General features: G+C 70.1%; 20 protein-coding genes. 4 read left to right on the forward strand and 16 right to left on the reverse strand.

Annotated features, from left to right (window positions below; translation table 11 throughout):
- The first annotated feature begins 38 nt into the window (after positions 1 to 38).
- Both lysX and F4553_RS12730 read left to right on the forward strand, forming a co-directional pair.
- On the forward strand, positions 39 to 3314 hold the full coding sequence (lysX, locus tag F4553_RS12725; protein WP_184835690.1) for a bifunctional lysylphosphatidylglycerol synthetase/lysine--tRNA ligase LysX: 3276 nt from the start codon (positions 39 to 41) through the stop codon (positions 3312 to 3314).
- A gap of 4 nt (positions 3315 to 3318) precedes the next feature.
- Positions 3319 to 3993, forward strand: a complete 675-nt coding sequence (locus F4553_RS12730; protein ID WP_312875185.1) for a DNA alkylation repair protein — start codon at positions 3319 to 3321, stop codon at positions 3991 to 3993.
- Positions 3994 to 4026: 33 nt separating this feature from the next.
- Here the strand turns inward: F4553_RS12730 and F4553_RS12735 are convergent, their stop codons facing one another.
- From F4553_RS12735 to F4553_RS12740, 3 genes are read right to left on the reverse strand one after another with little or no spacing between them, the layout of a single operon-like run.
- Complete coding sequence (locus tag F4553_RS12735) at positions 4027 to 4575, reverse strand: GNAT family N-acetyltransferase (protein ID WP_184835694.1); 549 nt, start codon at positions 4573 to 4575, stop codon at positions 4027 to 4029.
- Complete coding sequence (locus F4553_RS41860) at positions 4572 to 4697, reverse strand: hypothetical protein (RefSeq protein WP_281395010.1); 126 nt, start codon at positions 4695 to 4697, stop codon at positions 4572 to 4574. Before F4553_RS41860 ends, F4553_RS12735 begins: the two co-directional genes overlap by 4 nt.
- Entirely contained in the window at positions 4694 to 5170 is a 477-nt protein-coding gene (locus F4553_RS12740) for an SRPBCC family protein (protein WP_184835696.1), read from the reverse strand. Before F4553_RS12740 ends, F4553_RS41860 begins: the two co-directional genes overlap by 4 nt.
- A 44-nt stretch (positions 5171 to 5214) precedes the next feature.
- Here F4553_RS12740 and F4553_RS12745 point away from each other — a divergent pair, with 44 nt between their 5' ends.
- Complete coding sequence (locus F4553_RS12745) at positions 5215 to 5658, forward strand: RidA family protein (RefSeq protein WP_184835698.1); 444 nt, start codon at positions 5215 to 5217, stop codon at positions 5656 to 5658.
- On the opposite strand, the gene F4553_RS12750 is transcribed toward F4553_RS12745, so the two are convergent.
- From F4553_RS12750 to F4553_RS12810, 13 genes are all read right to left on the reverse strand, one after another.
- On the reverse strand, positions 5598 to 7910 hold the full coding sequence (locus F4553_RS12750; protein ID WP_184835700.1) for a hypothetical protein: 2313 nt from the start codon (positions 7908 to 7910) through the stop codon (positions 5598 to 5600). The genes F4553_RS12745 and F4553_RS12750 overlap by 61 nt on opposite strands.
- A 46-nt stretch (positions 7911 to 7956) precedes the next feature.
- On the reverse strand, positions 7957 to 8685 hold the full coding sequence (gene lepB, locus F4553_RS12755; RefSeq protein ID WP_184835702.1) for a signal peptidase I: 729 nt from the start codon (positions 8683 to 8685) through the stop codon (positions 7957 to 7959).
- Positions 8682 to 9002, reverse strand: coding sequence for a PadR family transcriptional regulator (locus F4553_RS12760; protein WP_184835704.1), 321 nt, complete (start codon positions 9000 to 9002; stop codon positions 8682 to 8684). The genes lepB and F4553_RS12760 overlap by 4 nt, the downstream gene beginning before the upstream one ends.
- A 39-nt stretch (positions 9003 to 9041) precedes the next feature.
- Complete coding sequence (locus tag F4553_RS12765) at positions 9042 to 9665, reverse strand: LysE/ArgO family amino acid transporter (RefSeq protein WP_184835706.1); 624 nt, start codon at positions 9663 to 9665, stop codon at positions 9042 to 9044.
- A 142-nt stretch (positions 9666 to 9807) separates the two neighbouring features.
- The gene (locus F4553_RS12770) at positions 9808 to 10239 is read right to left on the reverse strand and encodes a hypothetical protein (RefSeq protein ID WP_184835708.1); all 432 of its coding nucleotides are present in this window, start codon (positions 10237 to 10239) and stop codon (positions 9808 to 9810) included.
- Positions 10240 to 10303: 64 nt separating this feature from the next.
- Positions 10304 to 10726: a metal-sulfur cluster assembly factor gene (locus tag F4553_RS12775; RefSeq protein WP_184835710.1), complete on the reverse strand. Its 423-nt coding sequence runs from the start codon at positions 10724 to 10726 to the stop codon at positions 10304 to 10306.
- On the reverse strand, positions 10723 to 11175 hold the full coding sequence (sufU, locus tag F4553_RS12780) for a Fe-S cluster assembly sulfur transfer protein SufU (RefSeq protein WP_184835712.1): 453 nt from the start codon (positions 11173 to 11175) through the stop codon (positions 10723 to 10725). The genes F4553_RS12775 and sufU overlap by 4 nt, the downstream gene beginning before the upstream one ends.
- Positions 11175 to 12461 carry a cysteine desulfurase gene (locus tag F4553_RS12785; RefSeq protein WP_184835714.1) on the reverse strand — a complete coding sequence of 429 codons (1287 nt, stop codon included), beginning with the start codon at positions 12459 to 12461 and terminating at the stop codon, positions 11175 to 11177. The genes sufU and F4553_RS12785 overlap by 1 nt, the downstream gene beginning before the upstream one ends.
- Positions 12458 to 13219, reverse strand: coding sequence for a Fe-S cluster assembly ATPase SufC (gene sufC, locus F4553_RS12790; protein ID WP_184835716.1), 762 nt, complete (start codon positions 13217 to 13219; stop codon positions 12458 to 12460). Before sufC ends, F4553_RS12785 begins: the two co-directional genes overlap by 4 nt.
- Positions 13216 to 13542, reverse strand: a complete 327-nt coding sequence (locus tag F4553_RS12795) for a non-heme iron oxygenase ferredoxin subunit (RefSeq protein ID WP_184835718.1) — start codon at positions 13540 to 13542, stop codon at positions 13216 to 13218. The genes sufC and F4553_RS12795 overlap by 4 nt, the downstream gene beginning before the upstream one ends.
- A complete protein-coding gene (sufD, locus tag F4553_RS12800; RefSeq protein WP_184835720.1) occupies positions 13539 to 14693 on the reverse strand; it encodes a Fe-S cluster assembly protein SufD in 1155 nt (384 codons plus the stop codon). The genes F4553_RS12795 and sufD overlap by 4 nt, the downstream gene beginning before the upstream one ends.
- Positions 14693 to 16105, reverse strand: a complete 1413-nt coding sequence (sufB, locus tag F4553_RS12805) for a Fe-S cluster assembly protein SufB (protein ID WP_184835722.1) — start codon at positions 16103 to 16105, stop codon at positions 14693 to 14695. Before sufB ends, sufD begins: the two co-directional genes overlap by 1 nt.
- Positions 16098 to 16823: a helix-turn-helix transcriptional regulator gene (locus tag F4553_RS12810; protein ID WP_376776207.1), complete on the reverse strand. Its 726-nt coding sequence runs from the start codon at positions 16821 to 16823 to the stop codon at positions 16098 to 16100. Before F4553_RS12810 ends, sufB begins: the two co-directional genes overlap by 8 nt.
- 121 nt (positions 16824 to 16944) lie before the next feature.
- Between F4553_RS12810 and F4553_RS12815 the strand changes: the two genes are divergently transcribed.
- Positions 16945 to 17898 (forward strand): COX15/CtaA family protein, encoded by a 954-nt coding sequence (locus tag F4553_RS12815; RefSeq protein ID WP_376776264.1) that lies wholly within the window; start codon positions 16945 to 16947, stop codon positions 17896 to 17898.
- Positions 17899 to 17911: the final 13 nt, after the last annotated feature.

The following is a 17911-nucleotide window of genomic DNA, read 5'->3' on the forward strand; positions in this document are numbered from 1 at the left end:
CGCGCACCAGACTCCATCAGAGTGTCTACGGTCGAAAGATGAAAAGCGGCTGGCGGACCCACGTGCCGCGGATATTCTCCTGGGTCCTGGGCATCGTGGCGGCGATCTGCGCGCTCGCGGCGCTCAGCGACGCGGTGAGCGACCGCGTCCAGCCCGTTCGCAAGCTCATCGACGACTATCTCATCCCGGCCCCGGCCAACCTCGGGTACGCCGCGTTCCTGGCGATCCTCGCCGCCGCCGCGGCCCGGCACAAGCGCGTCGCCCGGGTCGCGCTGACGATCTACTTCGCGACGACCGCGGTCCTCTACGCCACCCTGCTGCTGATGTGGCGGCTGATCCCGGCGAAGGATTTCATCGACGACGACGGCGCGCCGATCGTCACCTCGTCGGAGGCGCGGGGCCTCGCCGTCACCGGCTGCATCGCCGTCATCGCGCTCGTCGTCCTCTTCCTGGCCCGCGACGAGTTCTTCGCCCGGGTCCGCAAGGGCAGCCTGCGCCGGGCGCTCGGCGTCTTCGCCGGGCTCGCCGCGATCGGCATCGGCATCGGCTACTCCCTGGTCACGGCCTTTCCGGGCACGCTCACCGATGCGGGCAACCGGCTGCTCTACACGATCTCGCGGGTTCTCGGCGGCGCCGTCGCCTTCGACTTCACCATCAGCGGCGAGGCGCCCGGCTGGGTCAACCTGCTGCTCGGCCTCTTCGGCGCCATCGCGCTCTTCGCGGCGCTCTTCACGCTGATGCGGTCCCAGCAGGCGGCGGCGGTGCTGGAGCCCGCCGACGAGGAGCGCATCCGCGGGCTGCTCGCCCGCACCGGCGACCGCGACTCGCTGGGCTACTTCGCCACCCGCCGCGACAAGGCGGCCGTCTTCGCCCCCAGCGAGCAGGCCGCCGTGACCTACCGTGTCGTCAACGGCGTGAGCCTCGCCAGCGGTGACCCGATCGGCTCCCCGGACGGGTGGGAGCCCGCGATCGCGCTCTGGCTCGACCAGGCGCGGACCTACGCGTGGACGCCGGCGGTGATGGGGGCGAGCGAGGAGGGGGCCACCGCCTATGCCAAGGCGGGGCTGAAGGTGCTGCACCTCGGCGACGAGGCGATCCTGCGGCCCGCCGAGTTCACCCTGGACGGCCGGGACATGCGCCCGGTCCGGCAGGCGATCAACCGCATCGAGCGCGCGGGCTACACGCACCGGTCGCGGCGCCACTCGGAGATCGACGACGACGAGATGCGGGCCGTCGCCGAGCTCGCGACGAAGTGGCGCGACACCGACCAGGAGCGCGGTTTCTCGATGGCCCTGGGCCGCCTCGGCGACCCCAACGACGGCCGCTGCATCCTCGTCGAAGCCCTCGACGAGCACGGCGCGACGCAGGCGATGCTCTCGTTCAGCCCGTGGGGCGCTCGCGGTACCTCGCTGGACCTGATGCGCCGCTCCCCCGACGGCGACAACGGGCTCAACGAGTTCCTGGTGGCGGGGCTGATGGCCGACGCGCCACGGCTGGGTGTCGACCGGGTCTCGCTCAACTTCGCGGTCTTCCGCTCCGTCTTCGCCGAGGGCGCCCGGATCGGCGCCGGTCCGATCCTGCGGCTCTGGCGGCGGGTGCTCGTCTTCCTGTCCCGTTTCTGGCAGCTCGAGTCGCTCTACCGGGCCAACGCGAAATACCAGCCGCGCTGGGTGCCGCGCTACCTCTGCTTCGGCGAACGCCGCGAGCTTCCCCGCGTCGGCATCGCCTCCGCCATCGCCGAGGGCTTCCTGCCGATCGCCGCAGGGCCGGTCGCCCCGCTCTACGAGCCGCCCTCGACCCGGCCGCTCTTCGCGGTCCCCGAGGCCGCGGCGCCCGTCGCGCTCACCGCGGTTCCCGAGCAGATGGTGGTACGCCTGGCGAAGCTCGACCGGCTGCGCGAGGCGGGTGTCGAGCCCTACCCGGTCGGCTTCGACCGCACCGACACCTGCGGTGCGGTGGCGCAGCGGCACGCGGGGCTGGCGGCGGACTCGCGTACCGGCGAGGTCGTCTCGGTGACCGGGAGGGTCGTCCGTCAGCGCGACCACGGCCGGTTCTGCTTCGCCACGATCCGCGACTGGAGCGGTGACCTGCAGGTGATGCTCGACGAGCAGGAGCTGCCGGCCGAGACCGCGCGGTGGCGCGACATGATCGACATCGGCGACCACGTCGGGGTGACCGGCGAGGTGATCACCTCGCGGCGCGGCGAGCTCTCGATCGCGGTCACCGCGTGGACGCTGACCGCGAAGTGCCTGCGCCCGCTCCCCGACAAGCACCGCGGGCTCACCGACCCGGAGGCGCGGACCCGGCAGCGCTACCTGGACCTCATCACCAACGCCGACGCCCGCGAGCTGCTGCGCGCCCGCAGCGTCGCCGTGCACAGCCTGCGCACCTCGCTCGTCGGCCGGGGCTTCCTGGAGGTGGAGACGCCGATCCTGCAGCGCATCCACGGCGGCGCCAACGCGCGGCCGTTCACCACCCACATCAACGCCTACGACATGGATCTCTACCTGCGGATCGCGCCCGAGCTCTACCTCAAGCGGCTCGCCGTCGGCGGGGTCGAGCGGGTCTTCGAACTCGGCCGCACCTTCCGCAACGAGGGCGTCTCCTTCAAGCACAACCCGGAGTTCACGATGCTGGAGGCGTACCAGTCCTACGCCGATTACGACACCATGCTGGCGCTGACCCGGCAGATGATCCAGGAGGCGGCGATCGCGGTCTACGGAAGGGCGATCGCGAAGGCCCCCGACGACCAGCGGGAGATCGACATCTCGGGCGAGTGGCCGGTGCTGACGATGAACGAGGCGATCTCCGCCGCCCTCGGCGAGGAGGTCACCGCCGACACCACGCTGGAGCAGCTCCGCAAGCTCTGCGACACCGCCGACGTGCCCTATGACCCGGCCTGGAACCGGGGCGCCGTCGTGCTGGAGATCTACGAACGCCTCGTCGAGCACCACACCGTCGCGCCCACCTTCTACAGAGACTTCCCGACCGAGGTGTCGCCGCTGACCCGGTCGCACCGCGACGACCCGCGCCTCGCCGAACGCTGGGACCTCGTCGCCTTCGGCACGGAGCTCGGCACCGCCTACTCCGAGCTGATCGACCCCGTCGAGCAGCGGCGGCGCCTCACCGAGCAGTCGCTGCTCGCCGCCGGTGGCGATCCCGAGGCGATGGAGCTGGACCAGGACTTCCTGCTCTCGCTGGAATATGCCATGCCGCCCACCGGCGGGCTCGGCATCGGCGTCGACCGGCTCGTCATGCTGCTCACCGGGCACACGATCCGCGAGACGCTGCCCTTCCCGCTGGTGCGAGCATAGCTCCGTGACGACTCTGCTCGACGCCGTCTCCGCAGTGCTGCCACCGGCCGCTTCGCCGGCGGACGCGCCCGCGATGGCCGCCTACATGAAGCACCACTTCGACTTCCTCGGGATCAGGTCGCCGCAGCTCAAGGCGGTGCTGCGGCCGGTCTTCGCGGCGTACCGCCCGCCCGACGAGTCCGACCTGCGGGACTTCGCGCTCGGGTGCTGGGAGCAGCCCTACCGCGAGTACCAGTACGCCGCTTGCGCCTACCTGCGTACCCACGTCAAGGTCGCGGGGCCGTCGTTCCTGCCGGTCGTGCGCACACTCATCGTGGAGAAGTCCTGGTGGGACACTGTGGACACCCTCGCCGCGCACGTCGTCGGGCCGCTCGTCAGCCGCCACCCGTCGCTCGTCGCCACCATGGACGAGTGGGTCTTCGGTTCGGAGCTGTGGCTGATCAGGACCGCGATCCTGCACCAGCTCGGCTACCGGGCGGACACCGACGCCGAGCGGCTCTTCGGCTACTGCGCGGCGCAGGCGGGGCACCCGGACTTCTTCATCCGCAAGGGGATCGGCTGGGCGCTGCGGCAGTACGCCTACGTCGACCCGGCCGCGGTGGCCTCGTTCGTCGCGGCCACCCCGCTGTCGCCGCTGTCGCGTCGGGAGGCGCTGAAACACGCCGCCGAGGCTGCCTGAATGCTGTCGCGGTGTTCCGGTCGGCGGGTCGGCCTACCAGGCGTCGCCGTCGCGCCAGTCGCAGGCGAGCTCTCCCGCCGGATCGGCGGCGTGCTGGCCGGTGAGCGCGGACGAGACCGTGAGGACGTAGATCGCACCGTCCTCGTCGGGGGTGCGCTCGATGCCGTTCGGGGTCATCGCCGCGGTCGGGCCTGTCCAGCAGGTCCAGCCCCGCGAGACGTAGAAGGCGGCGCCCTCGTCGGTGGCACCGAGCGCGCCGAGGTCGTAGGCACCGCGGATGATCCGCTCGAGCTCCGCCATGAGGGCACTCGCGACCCCCTGGCGACGGCGGTCGGCCCGGACGGCGACCCCCTCGACGTAGCCGGTCCGCAGCGCGCGGCCGCCGTGGAGGAGGCGCCGCTGGATGACGGCGGCGTGGCCGATCAGCTCGGCGCCGTCCCAGGCGAGCGCGTGCATGCCGCCGAGCGAGTGCTCCCAGTCGGCGTCGGTCATGTCGTCGAAGACGTCGTAGAGCAGGTCCCGGGCTGCTTTCAGGCTGGCCGCGTCCAGGTCGGCGGTATGCGCCGCGTGCACCACAGTCATGGTCGGCAGTATCCCCCGACGGTCGGGGCGGCCCAGAACGCGGTCGCGCCGTTGAGGACCAACTCTTGAAGAGTTGTGGCGATCGTGGACCGGGCATCCGTACCGGGGTGGTGACCGGTCACCTGCCGGAGGGTACGGATCGGCGTTCGCAGGCGCGGGCCAGGTCGGCGAGGTCGGTGTTGTTGTGGTCGACGACGCACTCGACGATCCGGGCCCGGAACAACCGGCTGCCCAGCCAGAATCCAGGCCCGCCGCCGCGGGTCCAGAAGGTCACCCGCACCGTGGTCCGGGTGCCGTCCTCGCTGGGGACGAAGACGTACTCCATGAAGGATCGGGCACCTGACCAGCACTCGGCGAGGTACCGGCGGTGCGGGTCGCACTCGGTGACGCAGTAGTCGACCGACGCGCTCCGGCCGTGGGCGGTCCGGGTCTCGCGCCAGCGCGTGCCGACGTCGAAAGATCCGTCGTCCATCGATCCATCGCTGGTCAGCACCGCTGCGTCGATCTTGCTGAACCGCTCGGCATAGCGGTTGACGTCGGTCATCGTTGCCCAGACGCCCTCCACCGGCGCGGCGATGTCTCGCTCAAAACTCATCGGACCCATGCGGGCGATGATAGCCACGTCGTAGGATTCCGATCATGCCAATCATCGATCGACTTGCCTCCGTCAGCGATCTTCCGGACTCCCACGGCTACGCCCACGCCGTCGTCGCGTCCGGTCCGCTGGCCTTTATCGCAGGTCAGGTCGCGATGGACGCCGACGGCAACCTCGTCGGGGCCGACGACATCCGCGCACAGACCGAGCAGGCAATGCGCAATCTGGAAGCAATCCTGACGACGCTCGGCGCGGGTTGGGCCGATGTCGCCCGGCTCGGTTGGTACGTCCTGGACACCTGTCTGGTCGACGGCACGGGCCTGCAGGTGATCCGCGACGTACGCGACGAGTTCCTCCGTCCGGCGCTCGGCGACCGGGTCAACCCGGCCAGCACGCTGATCGGTGTCGGCGGACTCTTCCGGCCCGGTTACCTCGTCGAGGTCGACGCCGTGGTGGCGGTGCCGGAGCGCGGTCGGCGCAGCTCGTAGACGGCGAGCCGGCCGTTGTCGAAGCGCAGGTCGGCGAGGTCCGCCACGAGGGGTGACTCCGGTCCGGTGTCCCGGTCGACGACGAGCCACCGCACGCCGTAATCGTCGCGCAACCGGGCCAGCCCGTCGGCGGTCGGGCCGGAGATCGCGGAGTCGTTGAGGCTCAGCAGCGGCTGGTCCCAGAAGAGGGCCAGGTCCGGGGAGTGCGCCTGCGCGAACCGGCCGGGCGCGAAGCCCCAGCTCTCGACGAGCACCCGGCGCTCGGCATAGGCGCTGAGCCAGAAGGAGACCGGATCGCAGGTCGCGCCCTCGCCGACCCGGCAGTGCACGTTGGTGACGAGGATGTCGGAGGGTGCGCTGTGATCGCGTACCCATCTGGCGGCCTCGACCCGCGCCTGCGGCATCGGGACGTTGAAGTAGGCACCGCCGTTGGGCGACCGCTCGGCTTTAGCCGCGTCCATGGCGAAGGCGGGCGCGCCCGCGACCAGGACCGCGGTGAGCGCGATCGCCGGACCGGCACCGCGCAGGGCCGGACGGCGCTGCACCACCGCGGTCCAGGCGATCCAGGCGACGACGCCGACCCCGCCGAGGATCAGCGCCCACAGCACGATCGGTGCGATCTGGCCGTAGACCGACGGGCTGGGCGCGAGGTCGAGCTGAACCCCGGTGAGGATCACGGCGAGGACCGCACCGCCGGTGACGACCGCACCGCGCCAGGCCGGGCGGAGCGAATCGAACGCCGTCGACCAGCCCCAGGCGGCGAGCAGCACACCGAAGGTGAAGCCGGCGCGGGTGAAATACTGGCTGTTGACGCTGCTGAAGGCGAGGTAGAGCAGCGGTCCGGCAAGCGCGCCGCCGAGCAGGAAGACCTGTTCGGGAGCGAGCGATGCGGGTCCCCGCAGCAGCGGCACCGCCCCGACATATTTGATCAGCATGCTGATCAGGAACGCCGCCACGACCATCGCCACCGGCTCGCCGTTGTCCCAGTAGAAGCGCAGGTTGGCGAGCGGGTCGAGGACGAGGCCGTAGGTCTCGAAGTGGAACAGCACCGCGGTCGCGAAGAGCTGCGCTCCGGCGACGATCGCACCGAGCCCGATGACGGTCCAGGGCAGCCGGGTCCGCAGATTAGAACCCGCTGACCAGCCTCGGACCAGCAGGACCAGCCCGGTGAGTGCGAGCGCCAGCAGCGTCACCGGCAGCGAGCTCGCCTTGGCACCGCTCGACGCCAGGGACAGAGCGCCGACCAGGACGAACATGCCCGTAGTCGGGCGCCGCAGGGCCGAGGTGACCGCCATGATCAGGGCGAGCAGCAGCACCCAGCTGTAGATCATCGACATGCCGTGCCAGATGACGAACATCGACTGCGTGCCGAAGGGCTGGCCGACCGGGTCGGTGAAGGTGATCTCGCCGATCACCCAGAAGAGCACCGCGGCACCGACCCCGGCGTAGGGCCGCCCGGCGAGCCGCCACCCGATCACGCCGGTGAGCACGATCGCCGCAGCGCTCAGCCCCGGCACCACCAGCCGCAGCGAGACGACCGGCAGATCGACGCCGCCGACCATGCTCACCATCGCCATGTGCACGTAGCCGAACCAGTGGTAGTGCAGCGGCACCCCGCTGAGCTGCGGCACCTCGATCGGGAAGTGGTGCTTGGCCTCACCGGCGAGTGAGAGCTGGTAGGCGAGGTCGAGGTACTGCCGGGTGAGCTCGCCCTCGGGCAGGACGGGGTTGCGCTCCAGGAAGACCACCGACAGGTACGCCATGAAGAAGACCACGACACCCGCGATCGACCACGACCACCCCAGCGGTGTCGGGGCATAACCCGTGACCCGCCAGTGCCGTCGCAGCCGGGGGACCAGCGCGAACGGCACCAGCACCGCCAGCGGCCACAGCGCCGTCCAGCCGCGCAGGTCGAGCAGCGAGAAGGCGAGCCAGGCGGGGATCTCGAGGCAGAGGCCGACGGCGATCCCCATCGCGACATCCTCGACGAAGGTGTGCGGGGTGCGCCGCAGCGACCGGTAGACCAGGGTGCCCGGCAGCGCGACGGCGAGCACGGCGTAAGCGGCGTAGCGCAGGAGGTCCAGCGGGGCGGTGTCGGCCCGCAGGAGCACCACGACGGCGGCGAGGACGGCAGCGGCGAGGGGTGCCCACCGCTGCCACCCCGGAGCCGGACCGGTCGCAGCCGCCTCGGGTGTCGCCACGGCTGCCGACGGGGTGGTCGTCTCGGCGGTCGCCCCAGCGGTCGTCCTCACGAAAGCGAGCATAGACGGCAGGCGACCCACCGGCCGGTCGCCCGGATCACAGGCGGATGCTCGTCACCATCCGGCCGGTGACGGCGGCGATCGGCACCGGGCCGAAGATCCGGGAGTCCCCGGACGACTCGCGCGCGTCGCCGAGCAGGTAGACGGTGCCGATCGGCACCGTCAGCGGATCACAGACGGTGCGGGTGCCGACCTCGAGGTAGTCCTCGGCCACCAGCTCGCCGTTGCGGAGCAGGACGCCGTCGCGGCACTCGATGGTGTCGCCGGGCAGCCCCAGGACTCTCTTGATCATGGTCTCACCGGCGACGTCGGCGGTGACGACGTCGCCGTGGGCGAGGCCGGTCCAGCGGAACCCGACCTTGTCGATGATGACGCGGTCGTCGATCTGCAGGGTCGGCGCCATGGCACCGGACGGGATGTAGGCGACGCCCGCCGCGAAGGCCTGGACGGGCACGGCGAGCACCACGACCGACACGACCACGACCACGGCCCGGCGGCGCAGTCGGACGAGAGCGGAGCCCGGGTCAGTGGCAGGGCGCAGCCGCCCGATGGCCCGCAGTGCGCTCGCGCTCCACCGCAGCCCCTCCCAGGAGCCCGTGGTCTGGTCGAACTCGGCGAGCATCGCCTCGCCCCACTCGATACCGCGCTCGGCGCTGCGGTGGGCCGCCTCGGCCCGGTCGGCGGTGGCGGTGCCGTGGGTGTGGAGTCGGCGTACCCGGAGAAGGAGCGCGCGGCGGGCCGCGCGGCGCAACCATGGCTCGGTCATGATGCCGTCCTGGGGATGAGGGTGGTGGGAGCGGGGGTTGCCGGTCCGGCGGCGGCGAGCCGCGCGTTGGCGAGGTCGAGGCCGTCGGCGGTGGCGCGGTAGAGGTGGCGCGGCGGGCGGCCGACCTGCTCGGCGGGCTCCCACCGGGTCTCCAGCAGGCCTCGGTCGACGAGGCGGGCCAGGATCGGGTAGAGGGTGCCGGGCGCGAGGCCCGTCTGCTTGCTCAGGGCATAGCCGTAGTGCCAGCCCTGCGGGTCGTCCACCAGGCAGCGGAAGACCCGCAGGGTCTGCGGCGAGCTATCCGGTTGTCGCGGCATCTCTAAAGTCTATATATGGAGACTATGAAAGGAAAGCCCTCAGCTCCACACCAGACCGACGGCGAGTACGCCGATGACCGCACCCGAGACGAGCGCGGTTCCCAGCCGGCCCCGCGGACCGGTGAGGATCCGCCCCACCAGTGCTCCCCCGCCCGCCAGCGTCAGCTGCCACGCGGCACTCGCCAGGAACGCGGCGATCACGAAGACGAGCGACCCGGCGGCCCCGAGCTCCGCCGAGTCGCCCCGGCCGAGCACCAGTGCTCCGAAGTAGACGATCGTCATGGGGTTGAGCAGGGTGATCCCGAGCAGGCTCGCGTAGGCCCGGAGGGGCGTCGTCAGCCCGCCGACCTCGCGAGCACTCGCCGGATCGCGGTAGTGGCGGACGGCCGTCACCACCATCCGGACCGCGATGACGAGCAGCACGACGGCCGCCACCCAGCGCAATGGTCGGGAGACCGGGGCGATCACCCCGGCGAGGGCGGCACCGCCGAGCACGGCGATGAGGGCGTAGATCCCGTCGGCGGTCGCGACACCGAGAGCGGCCAACGCGCCGACCTTGAACGATGTCCGCGCGGTCAGGGAGATCAGCAGCAGTGCGATGGCGCCGACCGGCACCGCGACGCCGAGCCCGGCGAGGGCACCGGCGAGAGCGGCCGCCGTCACGAGCGTGGCGGTGTCGTCCCGGTCGGGGAGCCATGCTGCTGTCGGCCCGCTCCCGCCGTCGCGGCGGTCAACGGTGCACTGAGCAGGCGATGGCGTGTCATGAGCGCATTCTGGCAGGCGCCGCCCTCGGCCGTCGAAGGGTTTATACGCTCGTGCCGCCGTCCATCAGCGAGGCGCCGATGCAGCAGAACGCCACCAGCGCGAAGACCACGGCGAGCACGACGAGGATCGTGATGCCGCCCGGGTTCTTCACCGGCTGATGGCCGATCGCACCCTTGGAGAAGTTGTGCCACGGCGCGGCGTAGTAGACCGGAGCGGCCGGAGCGGTGGTGTTGTCCACCGTGATGCCAGCCTTGCCGATCTTCCAGAGGTACTGGCAGTAGATCTCGATGTGGTGCACGCCGGGCTGGGCCTGCAGGACGTTCTGCCCCCACTCCAGCGGCACGGTGTGACCGTTGATCACGGCGGTCGGCTTCATGAGGGCACCGAACGAGCCGGGGGTCTTCTTCGTGAACAGCGTCAGCGCGGAGGGGCTGGGGGCGACCGGGTGGGTGCCGGGGAAGGGGTGAGTCACGAACGGAGAGGCTACCGTGCCGGAGCCGCCGACGCAGGGCCCCGGCACGGTCGAGCGAAAGCCTTCAGACGTTGAAGCCGAGCGTCCGCAACTGGTCGCGGCCCTCGTCAGTGATCTTGTCCGGACCCCACGGCGGCAGCCACACCCAGTTGATGCGGAAGTCGCTGACCAGCGGGACCGGGCCGCCCGTGAGCGCCTGCCGGGTCTGGTCCTCGATCACATCGGTGAGCGGGCAGGCCGCGGAGGTGAGCGTCATGTCGATGGTGAGGACGTTCTCGTCGTCGACGTGCAGGCCGTAGACGAGGCCCAGGTCGACGACGTTGATCCCCAGCTCGGGGTCGACGACGTCACGCATCGCCTCCTCGACATCGGGGATGGCGGCCTTCGGCCCGGCAGCCTTCGCCACCGGAGCCTCGGTCGCACCGGCTTCAGCCGCTACGGCCTCCGTCGCAACGGCTTCGGTCTCGACAACCTCGGTGTCACTCATACCGATCCCTCCTCCTGCGCGCTCGCCCGCAGCGCCGCGTCCTTCAATGCCATCCATGAGAGCAGCGCGCACTTGACGCGGGCCGGATATCTCGCCACCCCGGCGAACGCGATGCCGTCGCCGAGCACCGCCTCGTCGGGCGTCACCTGGCCCTTGCCGAGCATCAGCTCGACGAAGGCCTCGTGCACCGTCAGCGCGTCGGTGAGCGTGGAGCCGACGAGCAGCTCGTGCAGCACGCTCGCCGACGCCTGGCTGATCGAGCAGCCCTGGCCGTCGTACGAGATGTCGGTGATCTTTTCCCCATCGAGCGTCACGCGGAGCGTGATCTCGTCGCCGCAGGTGGGGTTGACGTGATGGGCCTCCGCACCGAAGGGATCCCGCAACCCCCGCCCGTGCGGGTGTTTGTAGTGGTCCAGGATGATCTCCTGGTAGAGCTGGTCAAGCTGCATTACATGAAGACCTTCCGCACCTGTTCGAGACCGCGCACGAGCGCGTCGATCTCGGCCGTCGTGGTGTAGAGGTAGAGGGACGCCCTGGTCATCGCCGGTACGCCGAAACGTACGCAGGTCGGCCGGGCGCAGTGATGCCCCACCCGCACCTGGATGCCGAGGTTGTCCAGCACCTGACCCACATCGTGGGGGTGGATCCCGTCCACTGCGAACGAGATCGTCCCACCTCGGCCGACCGGGACGGTCGGACCGAAGATGCGCAGGCCTTGGACAGTTGTCAGGGCGTCCAGGGCATACGCGGTGAGCTCCTTCTCATGCCACGCGATCGCCTCCATGCCGACGGCGGAGAGGTAATCGATCGCGGCACCCAGCCCGACGGCCTCGGCGATCGGCGGCGTGCCCGCCTCGAACCGGGCCGGCGGCGGGGCGTAGGTGGTCTTGCCCATCGTCACCGTCTCGACCATGGAACCGCCGCCGAGGAAGGGCGGCATCGCCTCCAGCAGCGACGACCGGCCCCAGAGCACACCGATCCCGGTCGGGCCGAGCATCTTGTGCGCGGTGAAGGCGATGAAGTCCACGTCGTAGTCGACGACGTCGAAGGGCAGGTGCGGGATCGTCTGCGAGCAGTCGAGCATCAGCAGCGCACCGACCTCGCGGACGCGCGCGGTGATCCGCGCGGTGGCGTTGACGGTGCCCAGGATGTTGGAGGTGTGCACGATGGAGACGATCTTCGTGCGCTCGTTGACCAGCTCGTCCAGTGTCGACTCGTCGAGGCGGCCCTGCTCGGTGATGCCGAACCAGCGCAGCGTGGCACCGGTCCGCTCACAGAGCAGCTGCCACGGGACCAGGTTGGAGTGGTGCTCCATCTCCGAGACGACGATCTCGTCGCCGGGGCCCAGCCGGAAGCGCTCGTCGGTGGCGCGGCCGGAGAAGGCGTGCGCCACCAGGTTGATCGCCTCGGTCGAGTTCTTCGTGAAGACGACCTCGTCCGGGGAGGTGGCGCCGATGAAGGCGGCCACCTTCGCCCGGGCGCCCTCGTAGGCCTCGGTCGCCTCGGTGCCGAGCTGGTGCACCGAGCGGGCCACGTTGGCGTTGTGCTGCGCGTAGTGCGCCGACATCGCGTCGATGACCTGGCGGGGCTTCTGCGAGGTGTTGCCGCTGTCGAGGTAGACCAGCGGATATCCGTTGATCGTCCGGCTCAGGATCGGGAAGTCGGCACGGATCGCGTCGACATCGAAACGTGGCTTGTCGGCGTACTGCGGCATCCCGGCCGGAATAGTGATCATGATGCGCTGACCGCGTACCTCTCGTAGCCCTCGTCCTCGAGTTTGTCGGCGAGCTCCGGGCCGCCCTCTTCGACGATCTTGCCGGCGATGAAGACGTGCACGAAGTCCGGCTTGATGTAGCGCAGGATCCGGGTGTAGTGGGTGATCAGCAGCAGGCCGGTGTCGCCGTTGGCCTGGACGCGGTTGACGCCCTCGCTGACGACCCGCAGCGCGTCGACGTCGAGGCCGGAGTCGGTCTCGTCGAGGATCGCGACCTTCGGCTTGAGCAGCTCCAGCTGGACGATCTCGTGGCGCTTCTTCTCACCGCCGGAGAAGCCCTCGTTGACGTTGCGCTGGGCCATGGCCGGGTCCATGCCCATCTTCTCCATCGAGCCCTTGAGCTCCGCGCCCCACGTGCGCAGCTTCGGCGCCTCACCGTCGATCGCGGTCTTGGCGGTACGCAGGAAGTTCGCCACCGACACCCCCGGCACCTCGACCGGGTACTGCATCGCGAGGAAGAGGCCCGCCCGGGCCCGCTCGTCGACGGTCATCGCGAGCACGTCCTGCCCGTCGAGGGTGACCGTGCCGCCGGTGATCTGGTATTTCGGGTGACCGGCGATCGAGTAGGCGAGCGTCGACTTGCCCGAGCCGTTGGGGCCCATGATGGCGTGCGTCTCGCCGGCGCGCACCGTCAGGTTGACGCCGTGCAGGATCGGCTTGAGCTCACCCTCGGGGAGCTTGACGGAGACCTGAAGGTCACGGATCTCGAGAACACTCATCGGGTTACTCCATTGCTTGCGGTCAGGCTTACGTAGACATCACCGTCGCGGATCTCGACGGGATAGACGGGCACGGGCTCCGTGGCGGGCAGCCCGGACGGCTTGCCGCTGCGCAGGTCGAAGCGGGAGCCGTGCAGCCAGCACTCCAGGGTGCAGCCGTCGACCTCGCCGTCGGAGAGCGGCACGGACGCGTGGGAACACTCGTCGTAGATCGCGTAGAAGGTGTCGTCGTCGGCGTGGACGACCGCGATGGTGAGATCATCGAGATCCACACTCATCGCCGTCCCCTTCGCCACCTCGGACACCGCGCACACTCTCCTCATGAACCGGCCTTCACCAGCCGCGATTCGATCACCGCGCCGAGCCGCTCGCGCAGCTCCTCGACCGGGATCTTGGCGAGCAGCTCCGCGAAGAAGCCCCGCACCACGAGCTGCCGCGCCTCGGCCTCGGGGATGCCCCGCGCCATCAGGTAGAACAGCTGCTCGTCGTCGAAGCGCCCCGTCGTGCTGGCGTGGCCCGCGCCGACGATCTCGCCGGTCTCGATCTCCAGGTTGGGGACCGAGTCCGCCCGCGCCCCGTCCGACAGGATCAGGTTGCGGTTGATCTCATAGGTGCTGGTGCCGGTCGCCTCGGCCTGGATCAGCACGTCGCCGACCCAGATCGTGTGCGAGTCGTCGCCCTGCAGCGCGCCCCGGTAACCGACGTAGGACCGGCAGTCCGGCACCGCGTGGTCGACGAGGAGGCGGTGCTCCTGGTGCTGGCCGCCGTCGGCGAAGTAGAGGCCCCACAGGGTGGCGTCGCCGCCCCGGTCCGCGTACTCCACGCTGGTGTATTGACGCACCAGGTCCCCGCCCAGGGTGACCTGGACGTGGGTGACCTTGGCGTCGCGGCCGAGCCGGAACTTGATGTGCTGGGCCTGGACCGCGTCGGCCGCCCAGTCGGCGACGGTGACCAGCGTGAGCTGGGCGCCGTTGTCGACCGCGACCTCGATGTTGTCGGCGAGCGTGGCCGAGCCGGTGTGCTCGACGATCAGCGTCGCGGAGGCCATCGCGCCGACCCGCACATAGGTGCGGGCGAACGAGAGCCCGTCGGCGCTGTCGCCGCTGACGCGGACCACGGCCGCCTCGGCCGGGACCGCCTCGCGGGCGACCTCGATGAGGGTGACCTGCGGTGCGGCGCCGAAGGCGAGCGCGCTGATCCGGTCGAACGGCACCAGCAGCGGCGTGACGGCCGAACCGTCCACGGTGCTCACCGAGAAGCCGGCCGGCAGCGACGGGAAGTCGTGCTTCACCGTCCCGCCGGTGGCCCCGGTCGCCGTGACCAGACCGCGCAGGCGCTTGAGCGGCGTGAAGCGCCACTCCTCCTCGCGGCCGGTCAGCGCCGGGAAGTCGCTCACGTCAAAGGAGCGCAGCAGTTGAGACTTCGTCTTCGGCGGGATCACCGGTGCGGAGGTCTCCAACGTCGTGACGGCCATCAGCCGACGGCTCCTTCCATCTGCAGCTCGATGAGCCGGTTGAGCTCAAGGGCGTATTCCATCGGGAGTTCCTTGGCGATCGGCTCGATGAAGCCGCGCACGATCATCGCCATCGCCTCGTCCTCGGCCATACCGCGGCTCATCAGGTAGAAGAGCTGGTCCTCGGAGACCTTGGAGACCGTGGCCTCGTGCCCCATCGAGACGTCGTCCTCGCGGATGTCGACGTAGGGGTAGGTGTCGGAGCGGGAGATCGTGTCGACGAGCAGCGCGTCGCACTTGACCGTGGACTTGCTGTGGTGCGAGCCCTCCAGCACCTGCACCAGGCCGCGGTAGCTCGTGCGGCCGCCGCCCCGGGCGATCGACTTGCTGATGATCGTCGAAGAGGTGTGCGGCGCGGCGTGCACCATCTTGGCGCCGGCGTCCTGGTGCTGGCCCTCGCCGGCCATGGCGACGGAGAGGACCTCGCCCTTGGCGTGCTCGCCGAGCATGTAGACGGCCGGGTACTTCATGGTGACCTTGGAGCCGATGTTGCCGTCGATCCACTCCATCGTCGCGCCCTCGTGGCAGACCGCCCGCTTGGTGACGAGGTTGTAGACGTTGTTCGACCAGTTCTGGATCGTCGTGTAGCGGCAGCGGCCGCCCTTCTTGACGATGATCTCCACGACCGCGCTGTGCAGCGAGTCGGAGGAGTAGACCGGCGCGGTGCAGCCCTCGACGTAGTGCACGTAGGCGTTCTCGTCGACGATGATCAGGGTCCGCTCGAACTGGCCCATGTTCTCCGTGTTGATCCGGAAGTACGCCTGCAGCGGGATCTCCACGTTGACGCCCGGCGGCACGTAGATGAACGACCCGCCGCTCCAGACCGCCGTGTTGAGCGCGGCGAACTTGTTGTCGCCGACCGGGATCACGGTGCCGAAGTATTCCTTGAAGAGCTCCGGCTGCTCCTTGAGAGCGGTGTCGGTGTCGAGGAAGAGGACGCCCTGCTGCTCCAGGTCCTCGCGGATGGAGTGGTAGACGACCTCGGACTCGTACTGCGCGGCCACACCCGCGACGAGCCGCTGCTTCTCGGCCTCGGGGATGCCGAGCCGGTCATAGGTGTTCTTGATGTCCTCGGGCAGCTCTTCCCAGGTCGCCGCCTGGCGCTCCGTGGACCGCACGAAGTACTTGATGTTGTCGAAGTCGATGCCACTGAGGTCGGCGCCCCACGACGGCATGGGCTTGCGCCCGAACAGACGCAGACCCTTGAGTCGCAGATCGAGCATCCACTCGGGCTCGCTCTTCTTCGCCGAGATGTCCCGGACCACGTCCTCGTTGAGGCCGCGGCGGGAGTTGGCGCCGGCGGTGTCCTTGTCGGCCCAGCCGTACTCATAGGTGCCCAGACCAGCGAGCTGGTCCTGCGTCGTCTCAGTCATGGTCAGTCCTCACACTGGGCCTGAGCGACGGGATGTGCGTCGTGCACACCCCATCGCCGTGAGCGATGGTGGCGAGCCGCTGCACGTGCGTGCCGACCAGGCGGGAGATCACCTGGGTCTCGGCCTCGCAGAGCTGCGGAAACTCGGCGGCAACGTGAGCCACCGGGCAGTGGTGCTGGCAAAGCTGGCCGCCGGAGGCGATCACGGATGCGTTCGCAGCGTAACCCTCGGCCGTCAGCGCGTTGGCGAGTGCCTCCGCTCTCGCGAGCGGGTCGTCACCCGCCTCCCGGAGCGCCGCCTCGCAGCGCTCCTCGAGCTCGGCCACCTGCGCCTTGGCGAAGGCGGCCACCCCGGCCTCGCCCGACTGCGCCGAGATCCAGCGCAGTGCCGACGTGGCCAGGTCGTCATAGAGGTGCCCGCCGAGGCCCTCGCGCGCGGCGGGGGTGAGCGAGAAGAGCTTGGAGGGACGCCCACGACCGCGTGAGCGCAGGTCGCGGCAGGTGACCAGGTTGTCCGAGAGGAGCGCGTCGAGGTGTCGGCGGATCGCCGCCGGCTTCAACCCCAGCGCGATGCCCAGCTGCCCGGCGGTCGCGTCACCCTGGCCGAGGCGTTCGATGACCCGATCACGGGTACGCCGGTCGGCGCCCTCGGCCTGCGTTGCCCCGTGCGGCGGCGAGGGCTGCGCAGGCAGACCCGTCGGCGTCACGAGGTTTTTCACTACATCAGTGTGACTTATTTAGGTTGGCGTGCGCAAACCGGGTGGCGAGTGATCCAGAACACCGTGACGTGGAGCGCCCTCGCGGGCCTCGCTCCGCAACGGCGGCGAGCTGGCTCTCTATATTGCAGCAGTGCAGCCTTACTCCCCCGTGCTCCACCGCTTCGCACTAGCGAACCTCGTGGTCAACGTCGCGATCGTCGTCACCGGTGGCGCCGTCCGGCTGAGCAACTCCGGCCTCGGCTGCCCCACGTGGCCCAGGTGTACCGACGACTCCTACGTCGCGACCCCCGAGATGGGGATCCACGGCGCCATCGAGTTCGGCAACCGCACCCTGACCGGGGTGGTCGGCGTCATCGCGCTCATCTCTGTGCTGCTCGCCTGGCGGATGCACCGGCGCGGCGAGCTGCGCTGGGCGCTCGGCGTCCTCGCCGGTGTCGCCGTGCAGGGCCTCGTCGGCGGTGCGACCGTCCGGGTGCGCCTCAACCCGTGGGTCGTCGGCATGCACTTCCTGCTCTCGATCGCGCTGATCGCGGTCACCTACGGGCTGGTCCGGGCGACGGCGCGGATCGGGTCGCCGAATCCGCCGAATCCGCGCGGAGCGCGGCCCCTCGTGATCGCCACCACCGTCGCGAGTGCCGCCGTGCTCGTCGCCGGGGTGCTCGTCACCGGCGCCGGTCCGCACTCGGGCGACACCGGGGCGGCACGCAACGGCTTCGATCCCGAGCAGATCTCGCAGATCCACGCCGATCTGGTCTTCCTCGTCCTCGGGCTCACCCTCGCCGCCGTCTTCCTGCTGCCGGGTCGGGCACCGAAGGTGCTGCTCGGCGTACTGCTCGGCCAGGGTTTGATCGGATTTGTTCAATACTTCACGGATCTGCCGCGGGTGCTGGTCGCGGCGCACATGCTCGGCGCGTGTCTCGTCTGGATCGCGACGCTGCGGCTGTGGCCATCGATCAAGTCCGCTGCCGGGCCGTCAGGGGAGCTCACCTCGGCATCGACCGTTGGTCACCAGCCCTCAGCCGAGAGGTCACTGGAAGATAACTTGACGGTTGCAAACACGGCTGGTAATCGCTAACCGCGTGACCTCG

It is taken from the genome of Allocatelliglobosispora scoriae (assembly GCF_014204945.1).
Lineage (GTDB): Bacteria > Actinomycetota > Actinomycetes > Mycobacteriales > Micromonosporaceae > Allocatelliglobosispora > Allocatelliglobosispora scoriae.

Excerpts from the sequence above, each read along its gene's own strand:
- sufD (WP_184835720.1), bottom strand. The coding sequence starts at position 14,693 with ATGGCCGTCACGACGTTGGAGACCTCCGCACCGGTGATCCCGCCGAAG.
- lysX (WP_184835690.1), top strand. The coding sequence starts at position 39 with ATGAAAAGCGGCTGGCGGACCCACGTGCCGCGGATATTCTCCTGGGTC.
- F4553_RS12760 (WP_184835704.1), bottom strand. The coding sequence starts at position 9,002 with ATGCCGCGACAACCGGATAGCTCGCCGCAGACCCTGCGGGTCTTCCGC.
- F4553_RS12745 (WP_184835698.1), top strand. The coding sequence starts at position 5,215 with ATGCCAATCATCGATCGACTTGCCTCCGTCAGCGATCTTCCGGACTCC.
- F4553_RS12785 (WP_184835714.1), bottom strand. The coding sequence starts at position 12,461 with ATGATCACTATTCCGGCCGGGATGCCGCAGTACGCCGACAAGCCACGT.
- F4553_RS12795 (WP_184835718.1), bottom strand. The coding sequence starts at position 13,542 with ATGAGGAGAGTGTGCGCGGTGTCCGAGGTGGCGAAGGGGACGGCGATG.
- sufB (WP_184835722.1), bottom strand. The coding sequence starts at position 16,105 with ATGACTGAGACGACGCAGGACCAGCTCGCTGGTCTGGGCACCTATGAG.
- F4553_RS12740 (WP_184835696.1), bottom strand. The coding sequence starts at position 5,170 with ATGAGTTTTGAGCGAGACATCGCCGCGCCGGTGGAGGGCGTCTGGGCA.
- sufU (WP_184835712.1), bottom strand. The coding sequence starts at position 11,175 with ATGCAGCTTGACCAGCTCTACCAGGAGATCATCCTGGACCACTACAAA.
- lepB (WP_184835702.1), bottom strand. The coding sequence starts at position 8,685 with ATGACCGAGCCATGGTTGCGCCGCGCGGCCCGCCGCGCGCTCCTTCTC.
- F4553_RS12775 (WP_184835710.1), bottom strand. The coding sequence starts at position 10,726 with ATGAGTGACACCGAGGTTGTCGAGACCGAAGCCGTTGCGACGGAGGCC.
- F4553_RS12735 (WP_184835694.1), bottom strand. The coding sequence starts at position 4,575 with ATGACTGTGGTGCACGCGGCGCATACCGCCGACCTGGACGCGGCCAGC.
- sufC (WP_184835716.1), bottom strand. The coding sequence starts at position 13,219 with ATGAGTGTTCTCGAGATCCGTGACCTTCAGGTCTCCGTCAAGCTCCCC.